The organism is Candidatus Hydrogenedentota bacterium (genome assembly GCA_035416745.1).
Classification (GTDB): Bacteria; Hydrogenedentota; Hydrogenedentia; order Hydrogenedentales; family SLHB01; genus UBA2224.
Genome location: DAOLNV010000040.1, coordinates 15,376 through 33,262, shown reverse-complemented (window position 1 = coordinate 33,262; position 17,887 = coordinate 15,376). Strand labels below are relative to the sequence as shown.

Below are 17,887 nucleotides of genomic sequence, written 5' to 3'. Positions count from 1 at the left end.
CTCCGTCTTCGCGCGAGACCTCCCGGAAACCTAGAACTGAGGCTCGATCAAGCCGAAAGTTCCATCGCTCCGGGCATATATCACGTTGATTTGCTGGGTTTCGACATTCGAGAACACGATAAACGGCTCTTCGGCCAGTTCCAGCTGCATCGACGCTTCCTCGATGGTCATGGGTTTCATCGGCAGCTTCTCGCGACGGATGATCCGGTGCCGTACCGCCTGTTCGCTATTGCTGTCCTCTTCATCCGATATTTGGCCGAAATCGAACAACTCGAGTTCAGTGGCGAGCTCTTCTCCGCCCTTGCGCGGCGAATGCCGGTTGACCCGGTCCCTGTATTTGCGAATTTGCTTCTCCAACTTTTCAACAACGGCATCAACCGAGGAATACATGTCAGGCGAGGATTCTTTGCCGTGAATGCGGATACCATTGGCCCGGAGCGTCACTTCAGCCACATGACGATGCTTTTCCACGCTGAGGACCACATTGGCGTCGAGAACGCGGTCAAAATGACCCCGAAGCTTCTCGAGCCGGGTGGTCACGTGGGACCTGAGAGCATCCGTAATCTCCATATGGCGCGCTGAAATTTCCATTTGCATAATCCGTTGACCCTCCAATACTTAGACAACAACCCGCTAGCTTTAGATCCTACCACCGAACGCCTCAGCCTGTCAATCCGGCGAACCCCTACCCGCGCTAATTTCCATACAATCAGACGCTTAGCCGCACTCACAAGTTTCAGGAAGACCCGATCACCGCCACCATTTGAAGTCCAGAGGGCTGCCTTTGGCCGATTCGATGTCGAGGCCGAAGCGGAACTCGCCGGGGACCTTCGACACCTTGACGAGTAGCGTATTGCGGCCCTGGCGGAGCAACACCCCTGTCTCGCACTCTTCAAACTCCTTATGAGGCAAGTGAATCCGCTTTTCGAACACGAGGTTTCCGTTGAGCCACACCTTGGTGGCATCCTGGACCTTCAGACGGAATACCGCTTCCTGGCGCGCGTCGCACGTGGCTTCCGCGTACGCATAGGCGGTCCCGTGATCAAATCGAGGATAATACTCGTAGACGGGGGTGAGCGCCGCCTGCAGGTCCACCACGTGTTTATCCCGGGAATGCGAATACCAGTCACGCCACGTGATCGGTTTATACCACCCAAGGTAGTCCCCGCGAAAGTCGATTTCGCGCTCCGGGGGATAGACATGGTCGTGCCCGGCGTCTCCCCAGTTTGGGAACATGCCCAGGACTTTCCAATGACGAACTTCCTGTTGGCGTTGCCGTGCCAGCCAGTCGTATGCGGCGCGGGGGAGCGTGCATGGCTCCGAGGACGGAACACTGCGCCGGACGAAGTGGCGGATCAGGTTGACGAACAGGCGGTCGGCCACCGGGTCCCATCCGAGGTTCTCAAGGATGCGAAGATGAGTGAACACGAGGCGGCCCGCCCCAAAACGACGCACGAGGATGTCGTTTCCCCACCAGGATGACTCCTCCATCATGTAATTGCCCGCGGCAATCGGCGCGGTGTCAAAACAGCCGCAAATGTCCTCATCCGTGGTTTCCAGAAATGTTTTTGGCGGCACAATATTGCGGTACGCCTGCCGCATCAGGCACCGGGCAGGCAGTTTCTCGAAGACCGGGTGCAGCTTTGCATAATGGTACACGCCGAGAAAAGCGCCAACAGCATCTTTGCTTGTCGCTGAAACATCGCCTTCCAATCGTTGCGCGAAATCGTTCCAGTCATCGGGCGGGCCGAATACCAGCGCAACCGCTCCCTCGCGCACCTCACCCAGAACGGAACACAGTTCCTCGGCGGGATAGGCGTGAATCGTGTTGGCCAGGGGCGGCACGATGTGCACCGGGGCCCGCGGACGGATTTGCCTTGCGAGGTTCGATACGAGGCTTTCCCATTCGCCGGAGGGATCGACCACGTGGACCTCCTCAGTACAAGGTTCCGCTGGAGGAAAAACGTGGAACTCGAGCGCCGTCTCCCCCAGAATTTTCATGCCCTGCATAAGGCGGACCACGAACTTGTGCGCCCCCGGCGAACCTGATGCGGATATGGTGCCGTTCCACAGTTCCTTGCCCGAGCGCGGCAGTTTTATGTTGCGCTTCTTCTTCCAGAGCACTTGGTTCGTTGGACCAACAACCTGGAGCGAAAGGTCCGCCCGGCCTTCCACACGCGGCAGGTTCACCATCAGCACGCGCACCTTGACTTCCTGGCGCGGGACCAGATTCGTCCGCTCGACACGGATCAGGGGGCGCACTTCCTGTTGTACGTTCTTGAGCGTCGCCATAACAGGTTTGGGGCGGCGCCAGCGGTCCAGTACGCCGGCGCAGAATTCATGCCCCGCGTCACAGAGCTGGGTGTAGCAATAGCCCACAAGTTTCGGGTTTGCCATCAGCGAATTGATTTGATGCTCCGCGGCGTCGCACTGAAGCTCCTGGGCCGCTTGGGCAAACCCGGAGAAAGACCCGAAGATCCGGTCCAACTCGCGGCTCTCGAACCCGCCCCGGGCCGCTTCCATCATCTGGCGGACGAGTCGCGCATCCTTGAGATGATTGCCGTCCGCCCCGTACTGCGCCAGAACATCGGGCAAGTCCTCCATGCCGCCGAAACCGAATTCCGAGAGGAAGTACAGCTTGTCCGGGTCGCCATTATGCTCGTAATACAGCTCGATCTCGCGATCTACCGGCGCCCGCTGATATATATGAAGGTCGTCGTAGGCCTCAAACTCGTCGCGGTACGGCCGAAGCAGGCGCGACGGCTCACGAGTGCTGTTGATGCCCCCCGAGTCGTCGATGATTACCCGGCTGGGATCTAGGCTGCGCGCGAGTCTGGCCAAATCATCCTTGATCAGTTGAGCGCCGCCGTTGACGTGATAGCCCGCGTTACCTGATTCGTTCAATATGCCCCACATCACTACGCTGGGATGATTGCGATCGCGCAAGACCATTTCCCGGACTTCGCGTTCGCAGCGCTCGCGCATCCAGCGCGAATTGGCTATCCAACCGATCGGAGGCTCCTCGTAGACCAGCAGGCCCAGCTCGTCGGCGATATCGAGCGATACGCGCGGCGGGGTCTTGATATGCATGCGCACCATGTTAAAGCCAGCCTCGCGCGCCAGGGTGAGTTCACGGCGCGCCAGCTCCTCGCTCTCAGGTCCCGCGAGCGTGCGCGCATAATCCGGTTGGTGCAAGACGCCCTTCAGAAATATGGGCTGACTGTTGAGGAAGAAGCGGCCTTCCTTTACTGTAAACTCCCGCATGCCGAAACGCACGGCCGTTTCATCCACCACTCGGCCGTCGTCCAGCAACTGGCAGCGCATCTCGTAAAGCGCGGGATTCTCCGGAGACCAGTATTCGAAATCCGGAAAATCGACCACAAGGGCGCCTGGCTCTCCTTCGGAGAGATACGGGGTGCCGGCAACGGTCAAACGGACCTTGCCGGGCTGTGACGCCGTCACCGTGGCGGTTACCCGTTTCCGGCGCGGGTCGGGCTCGAGGAACACGTCTGTAATATGCGCTGGATTTCGCCCAAGCAGCCGGACGCTGCCCCAGATGCCGGCAAACGAAAAGTACCCCTGTTCTTTGGCGCAGGGAATCTGTTGCGGACCAAAGTCGCCGTAGCCGTTCGGGCCATGCGGGTCGACGACACGCACAACCAGCAGGTTCTTTCCTATTCGCAGAGCACTGCTGGCCGGAAGGGAGAACGGCGTGTACCCCCCCTCATGCGAACCCACAGGCTGCCCGTTGAGCCATGCTTCCGCAAAATAGTCTACCGCCTCGAATTCCAGCGAAGCATAACGCTCCCGCCATTCCTCGCCGACCTCGAATTCGCGGTAGTACCACCCCACGCCGTCGTAGTCGGGAAACCACAAATCCCACACGCTGGGAACCGTGACTCCCCGCGCCCCGGAGGGGACGCCTTTCGCAAACCACCGCTCGTTGAGCCCCACGTCTTCCGGGTCCAGTACGAGCGGCCACTCTCCGTCCAGCACCACCCCCAAGCGAATCGAATCCATACTACCACCCTGCATGTATGCGCGTCTCTCGGCAATGAGTCCACGAAAAACAATGGCCGCCAGTCAGATCCGGAGCCCTATACACATCACTAATACCTAGTAAGTTACAAGCGCCACAATCAGCATGACAACTCCCACGAGGGTCTTGGCAATCAGGCCGGCGATTTTGCCGGCCGCGGCGCCCGTGCCTGTCCATACGGCCTCGCTTACGGTGCGCTTCATGTTAAGGTACTCGTGGAGCGCGGCTCCGGCAAAAGCCCCAATACACGCGCCCGCCAGTGTTCCAACCACCGGAAACAACGGGGTTCCTGCCACAGCCCCGAGCAGACACCCGATAATCGCCGCAAACATCGAGCCTTTGCTGCCGCCGAACCGCGAAGCGCCGAATCCCGCGGCGGCGCCCTCGAGCAGTTCTCCCAGGATGGCAAGGCCAAGCATGATCGCGAGCGCCACCGGACCAAAATGCTCGAACCCGGTTACCAGCCAGGCGATCGTGACGGCAACCAGAATGATCCAGTTGCCAAACAGCCCCACAAGATTCAGCGCAAGACCAACGATAATGGCTGCGGCAAACAGCGTCCAGCCCAGTATGGTCAGGAATAGGGTCATTTTAACACTGCCTCACCCGAAAGGTCTCCGCTTCCGAGTCTACATGAAATGCTGCTCGATATGCTATTATCCGCCCTCATTTTCTCTCTCCTACTACAAAACAGAAGGGAACTTGATTCAGTGAAAGCGACGTTGGATTGTCTCGAGTGTATCGCGGCGCAAGCACTGCGCGTAGCCCGGGTGGCCACGGATGACCCCGGGAAGCAACACCTCATTTTCCGTGAAACCGTGATGCAGATTCCCGGCATGGACCTGAACGAGTCTCCCGCGGCGTTGTCGCAGGCCGCCTACCGTATCGCGAAAGAAATAAGCGGCCAAGAGGACCCCTATGCGGCCCTTAAACATGCCCAGAATGAACAGGCTCTTGCGTTAGAACCTGAATTGCGGGCGTATCTGGCCGAAGCCGCCGACCCGCTGGAAACGGCACTGCATCTCTCGGCGGCCGGGAACGTTATCGACCTGGGCGTGCACCATGCCGGCGGCATCGATATCCACGCCGCCATTCGAGACGCGTTGCATGAACGGTTCGCGGTCGATCATACCCCGCAGTTCCGCAAATCCCTGGCCTCCTGCTCCGACCTGCTGTTCCTGCTCGACAACGCTGGAGAAATTGTGTTCGACAAACTCCTGCTCGAACGCCTTCGTGAGTATACCAATGTCACTGCGGTCGTAAAGAAGGAGCCCATTATCAACGACGCCACCATGGAGGACGCGATCCAGGTGGGCCTGACCGAGATGTGTCCGGTCATCGACAACGGCGGACCCTTCATCGGTTCGCCCCTCTCACAAGTCCCCGAATCCTTCCGCAAACGAATGGAAGCGGCGGACATCATTGTGGGTAAAGGGCAGGGAAACTACGAGACCGTAGACGAGCTTCCCGCAGATGTGTTTCTCATCCTCAAGGCGAAATGCGAGATCATCGCGCGGCATATGGGTGTCAAGAAAGGACAGGTCGCGCTCATATCGACGCGGGCGCGAGCGGCGCGATAGGCTGGGGCAGGTTCAACTGGTTCAGGCGTACCCGCCTTCTTTCAGAGCCGCGCGCAGGATTACGCCCGACTTGCGGATTTCCTCGAGGAGTGTTTCATTGGATGCCGTCTGGTACTCGAAATGCATCGAGATCGGTCCCGCGAAACCAGCGGCGCGAAATATCTTGAGAAACTCCACCAACTGGACCTGGCCCTCTCCCAGAGTGAGCCATCGCACCCGCTTGTTCTCCCAGAGAAAGTCTTTTACAGCCATCATCTTGGTATAGGAAGCGAGCAGACGCGCGTTGATCTGCCAGACGCCCAAGCCCCCTTCAACCATCGCATGGCCCACGTCAAAATTGGAGCCCATCGCATTCGAGCCGATGTCCTGCAATATCCAATGCAGGTCCCAAAGCGCCGCGCCCACGTAATTCTGGCCCGAGTGGTTGTGGTACCCGCCAACCATGTTGAACTCGGCCGCAAGGGATGCCAGGCCGCGCAGCTCTTCCGTGAACCCACGCAGTTCCTCGACGATCTTCCCGTCTTTCGAGTATCCGAAAGGGCCGCACCTGAAGTAATGGATTCCCAGTTTTGACGCCGCCTCAAGAATTGGACGCGCCTCGGGCTCCCCGCCGTTTTTCAGACCGGTGGTGATCATGGGCACCTCGAGTCCCTCGCCGCGGATCGCTTCAACCGCGCGCGGGAGGTCGGCCGCGACGTTCTCCGGCAGAACATGCCCCCCTTCGCGCACCGTGAGGTCGACGCCATCGAGCCGCAACTCTTTGCACGTTTTTGCGAGCGCCGTGTAGTCCAGGAATTGAAGATGCTTTGAGAACACGCACACGGGAGGCGCTGCAAGCGGTTTCTCCTCGGTCCATCCGTTGCTTTGGTTCAGGAGCGCGGCGCTGCCTGCCGCCGCTACGGCGGTCAAGAAACCCCGGCGCGTTGCCCAAGATTGCTTCATTTGGTACTCCTTCGCATCACGCGCAAGGGCGCATCCGCGCCGAGTGTGCCTTGTCGCGCCGCTCTTTACGGTATTCCACCCAAACCACAGCACGCCCCTCTTCTCGCGCGACGACTGAGGACGCCGTCCGCTCAGGAACCATCAACCATTACGCACTGCTACGGGGCAGTTTTCTCTCAGGAAGCGCTCTTTTTCCTGCTACGGGCCTTTTTCTTTGGAGCGGCCGTCTTTTTCGCCACGGACTTCCTTTGGGCGTCCGCCTCAGTCTTGGATGGCGCCTGACGGGAGACGGTCTTTTTTGTTGCGGCGGCCTTCCTGGCGGGAGCTTTCTTTTCGGCCTTTCGGGCAGTGGCGGCCCCAGTGGGTGCTGCCGCCGTCACGCTTTTCCGGCTTCGGCGGATTCCCTTGACGTAATGCTCCTGAATCCACTCCAGTACAGGTCCGTACACTTCTTTTGTGCTCTCTACGCCAAATGCGAGATCGGCGTGACCGTAATCCGCCACGAATCCGTTCTTCTTTGAGAGGAACACGAGCTTCTTGTCTCTGCCCGGAAGAGCGTCGAAGAATTGTCTTATCTTGGGCTCCGGCGTGAGGGGGTCTTGCTTTCCGCAGACCACCAGCAAGGGCACGTCGATTTTCGACACGTTCGCGCTTACATCCAGTTGTCCGCGATTGACTTTCCAGTCGCCCGTAGAAAGCCATCCGTCGATCTCGGCCGCCACCAGCGGCGGGACGGCCTCGACCATATTGAACAGCGCACGCGCGTCGACGCCGGGGTGAACATTGTCCCAATTTACGGGGAACCCGATGAACGCCGGCCGAAGAGAACGGGCAAACGGCGTGAACGATTTCAGAATGGTCCTGGTCAGGTTGGGCGCAATCGCGGTCAGGCGAAAGAGCAGCGAAGGGGGTTTGTAGAAGACATTCTTGAAGCCCGCTGGAGCGCCCAGAGAAATGCCGGATGCCAGGTATTCGCTCCCGAAGGCCACGTTATAGGCATACAGGAGCATGCCTCCCATCGAATGCCCCACCCAATGCACCTTCCCGTGGCCGGTAGCTTCGCGGATATAGGCAATCGCCGCCGGCAAATCCTTGAATAGATAGTCGTCGAAACTGATGTCGCCGATACCGCGGCCCTCGGGAGCGGCGGCGCTTTCACAACACCGAAGGTCGAGAGACCAGCAGTCGTACCCTTCCGCGCTAAGCACATCCACAAGAGACAGACCCGCGGGCGTCTCAAAATTCAAATGGTTTGCCGTCAGAGCGTGGACGAGCAGAACCGGCTCGCCCGGGGCCTCGCTCGTCTTGCGCCGAAACAGCTGAATGTTCCAATCATCGTCTGTTCTTATGGTGTGGACTTCGTTCCCCATCTGCGGCTTTGGATAGCGCAGCACCAACAGAATCATGTAACCGTTCAACAGAAGCGAACCCAGTACAGCAAGAACCAGAACCCAGAAGATGAAGGTGAGTAGTGTAGCCATGCCAATCCCCCATGCCTTATTCAGTGTTTTCTTGAGCAGCCAAATGTTTCTTGATCGTGCGAGCTGCCTTCTCGCTGAAACCCGGAAGGGCCGCAATGACCTCTACCGGCGCCTCGCGTATTCTGGACAAAGAACCCAGCCGGTTCAAGAGCAAGCGCGCCCGCTTTTCGCCTATCCCCGGGATTTGCGTCAACTGCGTGCTCAACGCAGCCTTCTTGCGGCGCTTTCGATGGTACGTGACCGCGAACCGGTGCGCCTCATCGCGCACACGCGCCAGCAGGTGAACCATAGGACTATCCTGGCGCGGAATGACCGGATTGGCTCGCCCGGGTATGAAGAAACGTTCGGGCGAACGGCCGCCGTCCTGGGAACGCGCCTTCGCAATGCTGGCGACATCCAGGTCCTCGATGCCGAGGTCGCGTAACGCAGTCACAGCGACATTCAACTGGCCTTTCCCGCCATCGATCAAAACGAGGTCGGGCAGGTCGTGCTCTTCGATTGCGCGCCGGTATCTGCGAAGCAGCACTTCGCGCATCATGGCGAAGTCGTCCTGTCCCTCGACTTGCTTGATCGCAAACCGCCGGTACCGGTCTTTTGCCGGGGCGCCGTTCTCGAACACCGCCATGGAACCCACTGGCTTATCGCCTTGTTGCGTCGAAATATCGAAACACTCGATGCGGCTTGGCGTGCGCTCAAGATGCAGGTGCGTTTTGATCTGTTCCAACAGGTCGCGATTGGCTCTTTCCCCTAAACGCTTCTCTTCGAAACTGCTCCGGGCGTTTCGGTTGGCCAAGTCCACCAGGGCGCGCTTCTCGCCGCGTTTCGGCGAAAGCACGACGACCTTGCTTCCTCGCTGTTCCGACAGGATCTCGGACAGCGTCTCGGCGTCTTCCATCTCAATAGGGGCCAAGACTTCGGAGGGGATGGTGGGCGAGTCGGCGTAGTATTGCAGAAGGAAGGAGGCGAACAACTCGTCCAGCGGCATTTCCCGAAGATTGAACGAGAACGAGCGTCCTCCCGCCATTTTGCCGCCGCGAAAGTAAAGCACCTGAATCTCGCTGTACCGGCCCTCGGTATGAAGACCGAATACATCGCGGTCCTCGGCGCCTTGCACGGCGACGGTCCGTTGGCGCTCCATCGTCATCCGCACGGCGTACAGCCGGTCCCGCAGCGCGGCAGCCTTCTCAAACTCGAGGTTCTCAGCGCATCGCGCGATCCGGTCCAGCAAACGCTTCTCGAGTTCCTGGCTTCGTCCACCCAGGATGAGCAGAACCTGTTCTACAATCTCCCGGTAGTCGGCCCTGTCGATGTACCCGACACACGGCGCCGCGCATTGTTTCATCTGGTGGTACAGGCAGGGCCGTGTGCGGTTGCCAAGCACCGAATCAGAACAGGTTCGCAGAGGGAAGATACGCTGGAGCTGGCGAAGCGTATCGCGCACGGCCGCGGCGCTCGAGTAGGGACCAAAATACCGGGAACCATCCTTGCAACGTTTTCGCGTGACAGTCACCCGCGGAAAATCACGTTCGACGTTTACGCGCACGCTCACGTAGGTCTTGTCGTCCTTAAGACGAAAGTTGTAGCGCGGTTTGTGGTGTTTGATGAGACTGTTTTCGAGAAGCAGAGCCTCCTTTTCGTTAGTCGTCACCAGAAAGTCCAGGTGCGCCACCCGTCCCATGAGAAACCGCACGGTGTACCGGTTATCGCTTTCGTTGATGTACGAACGGATACGAGCCCGCAAGCTCTTTGCTTTACCGACATAGATCACGGCGCCCTTCGAGTCGCGCATGAGATAACATCCCGGGTTCGAGGGGACGGCCGTGATGTCAAAGGTTGCCTGGAATTCTTCCGGCGAGGCCTGCGGCTTCTGGGAAACCTCGAGAGAGTATCTGTCGATTGCACCTGTAGTCAGCGTCTCATCCATACACCAAAATCATAACATATGCGCCTGGAAGCCGTCGCGCGCGCGTTGAAGCCCGTAATTCCCCCGCGTATACTAACTTTTTTGACCTTCTTCCATGCCGTGCGGGGGGCTTTCTGGCCCGCCAGCCAGGGTACGCAGCATGACGGACCAGTACATAAGAGACGTGCGGGCGTTCGGACTCATGATCCGCCGCGTCGAGCGGACGGGCCAAGCGCTGCTTACGCTGTGGATAGCGGCGTTGGTGGCCTTGGGAATCACCTGGCCCAAGCCGTACGCGGGCGCGTGGCAACTCGTACTGCTCCAGGTCGTCGCGGGCCGCGCCGCAAGCGTGAGCAAGGGCGTGGCGGCCGGCTTCCCAAAACTGTTCCTCTTGGTGCACTGCACCCTTCAGGATATTATCGTTCTGCTGCTTCTATATCCCCTCTTGGTTGCAGGGTATCGGTACGCCGTTGAGTGGCGATTCGTGGGACCGGCGATTGCCGATATTCGCGCCACGGCTGAACGTCACAAGAGCAAGGTGGCTCCCTTGGGCGCGGTGGGACTCATGCTGTTCGTGTTGTTCCCGTTCTGGAGCACCGGGGCCCTTGCCGGAGGCGTCGTGGGCTATCTTCTGGGCCTTCGCACCCGTTGGGTGTTTACCTCCGTCATCGTTGGCGATTTTCTCGCTGTGGCGCTGTGGATCTGGTTCTTTGACTGGATGAACCAATTCGCCGAAACCCTTGGCAGTAGAATGTGGGTGCTCATTCTGGTGACGGTCATCTTTGCCGCCGCTGTTGGCCGGGCCCTCGCCATCCGCAGACGCATGAAGACGCTCGAACCGGTACAGGAGAAAAGCGAAACGCCGCCCCGGAAGACAACGCTGGCCGAGCCTCCGTCAGAGTGAAAGAGCCCGCCTGCGGGCTGCCTTCCATCTCCCCTGCACGGATGGCCGGTCGTTACCCTCTGGCCGAACGGACTGACGAAAATGAACGGCCCGGTCCCCCCACGGGACCGGGCCGGACGGCACGTCGTCGACGACGAGAGACTATGCAGCTCAGGGGGCCGACTACTCTTTCGTGGCGGCCTCAGCCTTGGGCTTTTCCTTGAACAGGATGGCGAAGATAACGGACACCACAAAAGCCATGATGGTCATGACCATCCACACACGAGACCACGTGACGCCCTCGATAGCCTGGAAATGCTCGACGATCTTGCCCGACAGGATATAGCCGACGTACATGCCCACTCCGTATGTGATCATGCCAATGAAGCCCTGCGCGTTGGCCCGTATCTCCTTGGGCGCCTGGTTATCCACATAGATTTGCCCGGTCACGAAGAAGAAGTCGTAGCAGATCCCGTGCAGCAGAATGGCTCCATAGAACATGAATGCCAGCGATTCGTTATTGCCGTATGCGAAAAGGAGATACCGGCCGACCCATGCCAGCATGCCCACCAGCAGCATCTTCTTCACTCCCAGCCGCGCGAAAAAGAACGGCATGACCAGCATGAAGAAAAACTCCGACATCTGGCCCAGCGTCAATTTCGCCGTCGCGTTTTCCATGCCCATCTCGACAAGGAACGGGTTGGCGAACGTGTAGTACGCCGACAACGGAATGCAGATCAGAAACGAGCTGATCGCGAATATCGCAAATGACCGGTCTTTAAGCAGTCCAAGCGCGTCCAACCCGAGAATGTCGCGGACTTTCACGGCCTGCCCCTTCGCCTTGGGCGGCGTGTGCGGCAGGAAGAAACTGTAAATGCCCAGGATGATCGCCGCGATGGCGGCAATTATCATGGGAATGGACGTCGCGGACGCTGAAACCCAGTCCCCTTCACCCCCGGCCAGCGTGATGGCGAAATTCACGGGGATCAGGAAGGGTTCAACGAAATTCCACCGCGCGCCGCCGGTGTTTACCTCAAGGAACCCAATCAGCAGCCCCGCCACAATCCAGCCGAGAGTCCCGAAGACACGAATCGCGGGAAACTGCTTCTCGATGCTATCCAATTGCTGGAACGCCACCGCGTTGACCAGCGCCAGCGTAGGCGTGTACGTGAGCGTGTAAAGCAACAGCACCCAGAAGAAGAAACCCGGCTCGACAAGGCGCGACACGGCAAGCAGTGCAATGCCTCCGAGAAGGTGCATGATGCCGAGCACGCGTTCCGCGGCGAAGAACCGGTCGGCGATCATCCCCACAAAGAACGGCGAGACTATTGCCGCCAGCGCAACCGTGCTATACGCATTAGCGATGGCTGATGGCGAGAAATCGATCGCGCCGAGGTACACGCCCATGGGGACATACCAGGCCCCCCACACGAAGAATTCGAGAAACATCATAATGCACAGGTTAATCCGGGTCCCCGTTTTCATGTTAGATTGCCTCCTTCCGCGATTGTGCCGGGTTCGAGTGCGTATGGGGGAGGGGCAGGCGGGTCAGACCCGTTCGGTGCAGAAGAACCCCCATCGAAGCAGCCAACCCTTCAAGTTCCAGCCATTCTGAACGCATCCTAGTGGAAAGAGCAAAATCAGGTCAAGTCTGGAACAACATCTCAACGCGAGAATGCGTAGAAAAGTTGACCTAGGACAGGCGGGAGGCTATGCTTCTCCTCTGTAACCGCATTCCCGTCAAACGGCGGTGTCTTGCTGAGGAACGGTACACGTCCCGTCTTTGTGGTTGGCGCGAGTGTCCTGCCGAATCGCGAGACCCACCCGCGCGGGGCGAAGCAACCATCTGTAAAAGGAAGCAAACCATGAGCGAAAAGAACCACAGACACATCTCGCGACGCACCTTCTTCTTCATGTCGGGCGCCGCGGCCTTGGCGGGGTGCGCCACAACCGCCAAGAAACCATCGATCCGCATCTCGGCCAACGAGCGCCTTAACATCGCGGGCGTCGGGTGCGGCGGCCAGGCGTTCGGTGATTTGAACGACATCATCCGCAACCAGGAAAACTGCGTGGCTTTGTGCGACCCCGATTGGGAACAGGGCAAGAACGGTTTCCAGAAGTGGTCCGGCGCCGCCAAGTACCGTGACTACCGCGAAATGCTTGATAAGGAGCACAACAACATCGACGCGGTCGTTGTCGCATGTCCCGATCACATGCATGCGCCCGCGGCATTGGCGGCCATGGAACTCGGCAAGCACGTGTATGTCGAGAAACCCCTCACCCGGACCATTTACGAGGCGGACGTACTTTTGAAGGCCGCGCGCCGTTACAAAGTGGCCACCCAGATGGGCAACCAGGGGCACTCGGGCGACGGCGTCCGCCGCATGTGCGAAGCCGTTTGGGCCGGTCTCGCCGGCGATATCACCGAAGTCCACATCTGGACCGATCGCCCGATTTGGCCACAAGGTATTCCCGAGCCCCTTCCCGAACAGCCTGTGCCAGATACGATGGCCTGGGATGTCTGGATTGGCGTGGCGCCCATGCGTCCGTATAATAAGGGGTACGCCCCGTTCAATTGGCGCGGCTGGTGGGATTTCGGCTGCGGCGCGCTCGGCGATATGGCCTGCCACATCATGGACCCGGCCTATTGGGCACTCGACTTGAGCACCCCCACCAGCGTCGAGTGCTTGAAGCAGGAAAACGCCAACAAGCAAACCGGTCCGACCAAAGCCCTGGTCAAGTACGAGTTCCCGCAACGCGTCAACCAATACGCGTCGAAGTATCTCGGCAAAGATATCACGATGCCGCCGGTGGTGGTCTACTGGTATGAGGGGGGATGGCAACCTGAACGGCCGGCCGGCGTGCCCGCCGACGAGAAACTCGGTGATGGCGACAACGGCTCGCTCTTTGTCGGAACCAAAGGCCTGCTAACCACCGGGTGCTATGGCGACGATACCCGCCTGGTGCCTGCTTCCGTCATGGAATCCAACAAGGAAGCGTTCCAGAAGCTCGAGAAGATTATCCCGCGCGTCGAAACGCCCGGTGGACACCGACGCGACTGGGTACGGGCGTGCAAGGAAGGGACTCCTTCCGCCTCGAATTTCGAGTATGCGGTGCCGCTTACGAAAACCGTCCTGCTCGGAAATCTGGCCATGCAGACCGGGCAAAAGGTCTATTGGGATGCTGCGAACGACCGTGTCACGAATAACGTGCCCGGCGTCGAAGCGCTCATCAAGCCCGACTACCGCGCACCGTATAAGCTTGGCTAATCTCTGTTCGCTTCATACCGGGGACCTCGAGAGTAGGGTCGAGGTCCCCTTTTTCGTTGTCCGGCCTTAACCTACTCGTTTTGCATGCTCCAGCCGGGTCGAATTGACCGTTCAGGCGGTATAATTCATGTACGAGCACATATCCTCGGAAAAACGTTTTGACCGTGCCACCGGTCTGCTGAGAAGGGCCTTATCATACTCAGTAAGTTCTTACGAAATAATGAGATAAGGCGCTGTATTCCGGTCCCCGTCCCGGGCTTGCCGTGTCCGCGGGCTCTGCTGATGTCCCAGAACTATCGGGTCAGCACCGTTTTTCCGGCTGCCATGTCCGCTGCCTATGAATGTTCGCTCACCGTGTTCGTCTAATTGAGCAGAGCGAAGTGAACTCTTAAGGAGGTTCAAATCATGAGAGCCCACAAGACTGCATACCTTATCGCCGCCGTAGCGCTGGCTATGAGTTGGGCCGCTCCTGACGCCATAGCCGAGACCGCCATGCACGCGCGCATCAGTTACGAGTCCGGCGGCGCGATGGTTCAAGGTACGGCCGATGCCGACTGGAGCTACGCCACCACCAACACCCTCATCCTGCCCGGTGACCAGCTCTGGGCCGACAAGGGCGGGACCATGGAAGTTGAAATGGCCGGCGGCAGCTTCCTTAGAATGGCGGACGGCAGTAAGGTAGAGGTCATCGACCTCCCCCCGAGTGCTTCCATAAGAGGTTGGACTGGGGCGTTTTACGTTCAGCGCATCGCACGCAGCACGGGGGATTTCCTGTTTATCACGCCCGCATGCCGGGTGGAAATCTCGCCCGAGACCCACGTGCGCATAGACGTCCTGGATGAGGGTTCGACTACTATCACCGTTCGCTGGGGCGATGTCGAGGTCCGCACGGATGTTGGAGCTCCGCTTAAGGTTACGACGGGCAAGCGCGTCTTTGTGGACCCCGGTTACCTTCCTTCCGCGCCTGTGGTGTTCGATAGAAACGTCGAAGACGATTTTGATGCATGGAGCCGCGAGCGCGCGGAAAACCTCGCGACAGGATACGAGAAACTGCCAGCCAAAGTTATTGAGACGCCCGTGGTAGGGGCCGCCTCTCTTGCTTCTTATGGCGATTGGGTTTATGTCGATAGTAGTTACTATTGGCGGCCTACGGTGGTTGTCGACTACGTGCCGTACCGCTACGGTTACTGGAGTTACGTCCCGGTCTATGGGTACTGTTGGGTTGATGACTATCCGTTTGCCTATGTGACGTCGCATTACGGCCGCTGGCACCACCATGCCAGGTACGGCTGGCTGTGGTCGTACTCTCCGGGCTGGGGTCCCGCATGGGTAGCCTCGGTGCGCTATGGCAACAACTTCGTCTGGTGCCCGCTTAGCCCCTACAACCAGCCGGTCATCTACGGCGACCTGCACTATACGGTCGGCGGAGCGCGTTTCAGCCTGTATGCCAGCTCCTATTGCGTGGCCGATAGTCTGCTCTATGGTCCGGCCTATGTCGGCGCCTGCTACCCCGGCATCATTCGGATAGGCCATCACGACGACGTCCAGATCTGGAATATTTACGCCGGCGATGTGACGATTAACACGGGTCGGTGGTATCACGGGGGCGCCAACCTGCGTACCCGCGATTACTCGCCACGCCGTGTCATTCGCGGGCCGGATACCATCGGTCCCCGCAGCATGACCGCATCGGCCCGGAGCGCCGAATTGCAGTCCGGCATTACCCGCACAAGTTTTTCGTCGGTAGAACGCACGGGCAGCCGCATGTTGCGCACGCCCATGACGGCGTCGTCGCGCAATGCTAACCTGCGCTCCGTGGCTGTGGACCGTTCGGCGGCACCGACGACCTCCGCGGCCATGAACACCGCCGCTGGCGGCCGGGTCGAGCCAGTTCGGTCCGGAGTGGAGCGCACGCTCAGCAGTGCACGCACAGTTCCTGAGACCGGGGATTCCGCGGCGGAGACTGCCACCGGCACATCGCGCGGCATACGGAACCCCTTGACCGCCCCCGGCGTGAATCTTAATCGCACCGCCCCGAGCACCAGTTCCGGGGTGCCTGCTACGCCCCGTACGCGTGTCATCGATCCGGACACCCGGGCCGTAACGAGAAGCGGGTCGGAGCCTGCGCAGATTACCGCGCCCAGAACATCGCTTCCGTCCGCTGAAATCGGCAGCCGCGCGCGCACTATAACGGATGCCTACCGGCCTGCCGAGACGCCCCAGGGCAGCGCTCCGCCGAGCCGTTCGATCACGCGCTCGGGCCTATCCTCGAGGACGGCCGCTCCCAGCAGTTCCGCAACGTCTTCGACAACGATGCGGACGCCGTTGCGAAGCGCTCCCGCGAGCCGCTCCCTAACGATCGGGGAATCGTCTTCGCCAACGTCTTCCCCGCGGAGCTATAGAACCGCGCCAAGCAGCAGTTCTTCGTATTCGGCGCCTTCGCGTTCCATGTCTTCGTTCCGTGCGCCGAGCATCTCGAGCAGCGGTCCCAGCACGAGCACGATGCGGAGTGCCCCATCGATATCGCGCTCGCTCCCCAGCACGAGCACGATGCGCGTGGCCCCGTCCGCCCCGGCGCCGGTCCGGTCGAGCGCGCCGTCGTTCAGGCCTTCGATAAGTGCGCCGTCGTCATCCGGCTCGAGTCGGTCCTTTTCGGCTCCGGCCCGTTCGGCGCCTTCTATCTCCAGTTCGCCGAGATCGATGTCTCCGCGGAGCCGCTAATGCATCGGCAGTCTCAAGAAAGAGAGGTTAGTCTCATGCTAACGAAGATGAATCAGACGCTCCGAGCCGCACGCTGGGTGGCGCTGAGCCTGGGCTCCGCCCTGTTGGTACTCGGATGTCCGGGCTACGTGATTCCGGACGATGGAACACTGCCGGACGGAGACTCGATCGACTACGAACTCGGCTTCAACAAGGGCTTCGCCCGCGATGACTGGTACTGGCAGGGCTACGACGACGGATACGATACCCTCGATTTCGTGCCCATTTATTATCAGGGCGATACCATTCCCTATGTCGAGAGTCCGGCGTATGACGCGGGATTCTGGGACGGTGTCTGGTGGGCATACAACGATGGCTACTTCGTCGACTACCGGTATGCTTTCATCCTGGGATTCAGCGAAGGGTACGACAACGCCTTCTGGCCCGACTACCTGGATTTCCTGGCCAGCGACGAGCATGTCGAATACCTGCACGGAGGATGGATTGACGGCTACAACGACGGTTTCTCCGAAGGCCGCGTCTTCGGCGCCAATGACTACGAGCAGGGCCTCGAATTCGACTGGGAGGACGCCCTGCGTGATTACGAGGATGGTACGGACCTGTATTTCGAGGAAGTCGATGTGGGCACGGGCATCTATGGTCCGGTGTTCCTGTATGAATATGGAACCGATCCGCACACGTTAAAGGCGGATACGTTCCGTGGTGACCGCCTCCTTGGTCCTGCGCGCGCCATCCGCGGCGCCTCAACCAAGGAGATAGACATGGGCAGTCTGGAGCTTTATCGCTCGCTCACTGCGGAGGCACGGGAACGATACGGTGTGACTCCCGAGAAAAGCCTTCGGAATCAACGCGAACTCCAGCTCGAGACCACGTGGCTCGAGCGCATAGAAAGCTATCTCTCAGCCGCGAAATCGGCTGACGAGAGGCGCGAACGGGTCCGGCGAGTCAGCGACGACTAAGCCATGGCCTGGTTCTCCTCCCCCCAAAAGGCAAGGCCCCGGGACTTCACCGGGGCCTTGTCGTTCCTCGCCTCAACGGGGACGAATCTCATGTGGATGTGGGCGTGGCC

At 59.6% G+C, this 17,887-nt stretch carries 12 protein-coding genes; 5 read left to right on the top strand and 7 right to left on the bottom strand.

Features of this window, described 5'->3' with window-relative positions:
• Nucleotides 1-30: 30 nt before the first annotated feature.
• The 3 genes from raiA to PLJ71_13000 form a co-directional block, all read right to left on the bottom strand.
• Complete coding sequence (raiA, locus tag PLJ71_13010) at nt 31-591, bottom strand: ribosome-associated translation inhibitor RaiA (protein ID HQM49600.1); 561 nt, start codon at nt 589-591, stop codon at nt 31-33.
• A gap of 159 nt (nt 592-750) precedes the next feature.
• On the bottom strand, nt 751-4,020 hold the full coding sequence (locus PLJ71_13005; GenBank protein ID HQM49599.1) for a glycoside hydrolase family 2 TIM barrel-domain containing protein: 3,270 nt from the start codon (nt 4,018-4,020) through the stop codon (nt 751-753).
• 96 nt (nt 4,021-4,116) lie between these two features.
• Entirely contained in the window at nt 4,117-4,629 is a 513-nt protein-coding gene (locus PLJ71_13000; protein HQM49598.1) for a DUF456 domain-containing protein, read from the bottom strand.
• 120 nt (nt 4,630-4,749) lie between these two features.
• Here PLJ71_13000 and PLJ71_12995 point away from each other — a divergent pair, with 120 nt between their 5' ends.
• On the top strand, nt 4,750-5,619 hold the full coding sequence (locus PLJ71_12995) for an ARMT1-like domain-containing protein (protein HQM49597.1): 870 nt from the start codon (nt 4,750-4,752) through the stop codon (nt 5,617-5,619).
• A 21-nt stretch (nt 5,620-5,640) separates the two neighbouring features.
• On the opposite strand, the gene PLJ71_12990 is transcribed toward PLJ71_12995, so the two are convergent.
• The 3 genes from PLJ71_12990 to uvrC all read right to left on the bottom strand — a co-directional run bounded on the left by PLJ71_12990 (nt 5,641) and on the right by uvrC (nt 9,966).
• The gene (locus tag PLJ71_12990) at nt 5,641-6,561 is read right to left on the bottom strand and encodes a sugar phosphate isomerase/epimerase family protein (protein ID HQM49596.1); all 921 of its coding nucleotides are present in this window, start codon (nt 6,559-6,561) and stop codon (nt 5,641-5,643) included.
• A 176-nt stretch (nt 6,562-6,737) separates the two neighbouring features.
• Nucleotides 6,738-8,042: an alpha/beta hydrolase gene (locus tag PLJ71_12985; GenBank protein ID HQM49595.1), complete on the bottom strand. Its 1,305-nt coding sequence runs from the start codon at nt 8,040-8,042 to the stop codon at nt 6,738-6,740.
• A 16-nt stretch (nt 8,043-8,058) separates the two neighbouring features.
• Nucleotides 8,059-9,966: an excinuclease ABC subunit UvrC gene (uvrC, locus tag PLJ71_12980; GenBank protein HQM49594.1), complete on the bottom strand. Its 1,908-nt coding sequence runs from the start codon at nt 9,964-9,966 to the stop codon at nt 8,059-8,061.
• Between the two features lie 139 nt (nt 9,967-10,105).
• On the opposite strand from uvrC, the gene PLJ71_12975 reads away from it, so the two are divergent.
• The gene (locus PLJ71_12975) at nt 10,106-10,849 is read left to right on the top strand and encodes a small multi-drug export protein (protein ID HQM49593.1); all 744 of its coding nucleotides are present in this window, start codon (nt 10,106-10,108) and stop codon (nt 10,847-10,849) included.
• Between the two features lie 162 nt (nt 10,850-11,011).
• Here PLJ71_12975 and PLJ71_12970 read toward each other — a convergent pair whose 3' ends face one another.
• A complete protein-coding gene (locus tag PLJ71_12970) occupies nt 11,012-12,313 on the bottom strand; it encodes a nucleoside permease (protein ID HQM49592.1) in 1,302 nt (433 codons plus the stop codon).
• Between the two features lie 380 nt (nt 12,314-12,693).
• Between PLJ71_12970 and PLJ71_12965 the strand changes: the two genes are divergently transcribed.
• The 3 genes from PLJ71_12965 to PLJ71_12955 all read left to right on the top strand — a co-directional run bounded on the left by PLJ71_12965 (nt 12,694) and on the right by PLJ71_12955 (nt 17,777).
• Nucleotides 12,694-14,097: a Gfo/Idh/MocA family oxidoreductase gene (locus PLJ71_12965; protein ID HQM49591.1), complete on the top strand. Its 1,404-nt coding sequence runs from the start codon at nt 12,694-12,696 to the stop codon at nt 14,095-14,097.
• Between the two features lie 405 nt (nt 14,098-14,502).
• A complete protein-coding gene (locus PLJ71_12960; GenBank protein ID HQM49590.1) occupies nt 14,503-16,818 on the top strand; it encodes a hypothetical protein in 2,316 nt (771 codons plus the stop codon).
• Between the two features lie 35 nt (nt 16,819-16,853).
• The gene (locus PLJ71_12955; protein ID HQM49589.1) at nt 16,854-17,777 is read left to right on the top strand and encodes a hypothetical protein; all 924 of its coding nucleotides are present in this window, start codon (nt 16,854-16,856) and stop codon (nt 17,775-17,777) included.
• Nucleotides 17,778-17,887: the final 110 nt, after the last annotated feature.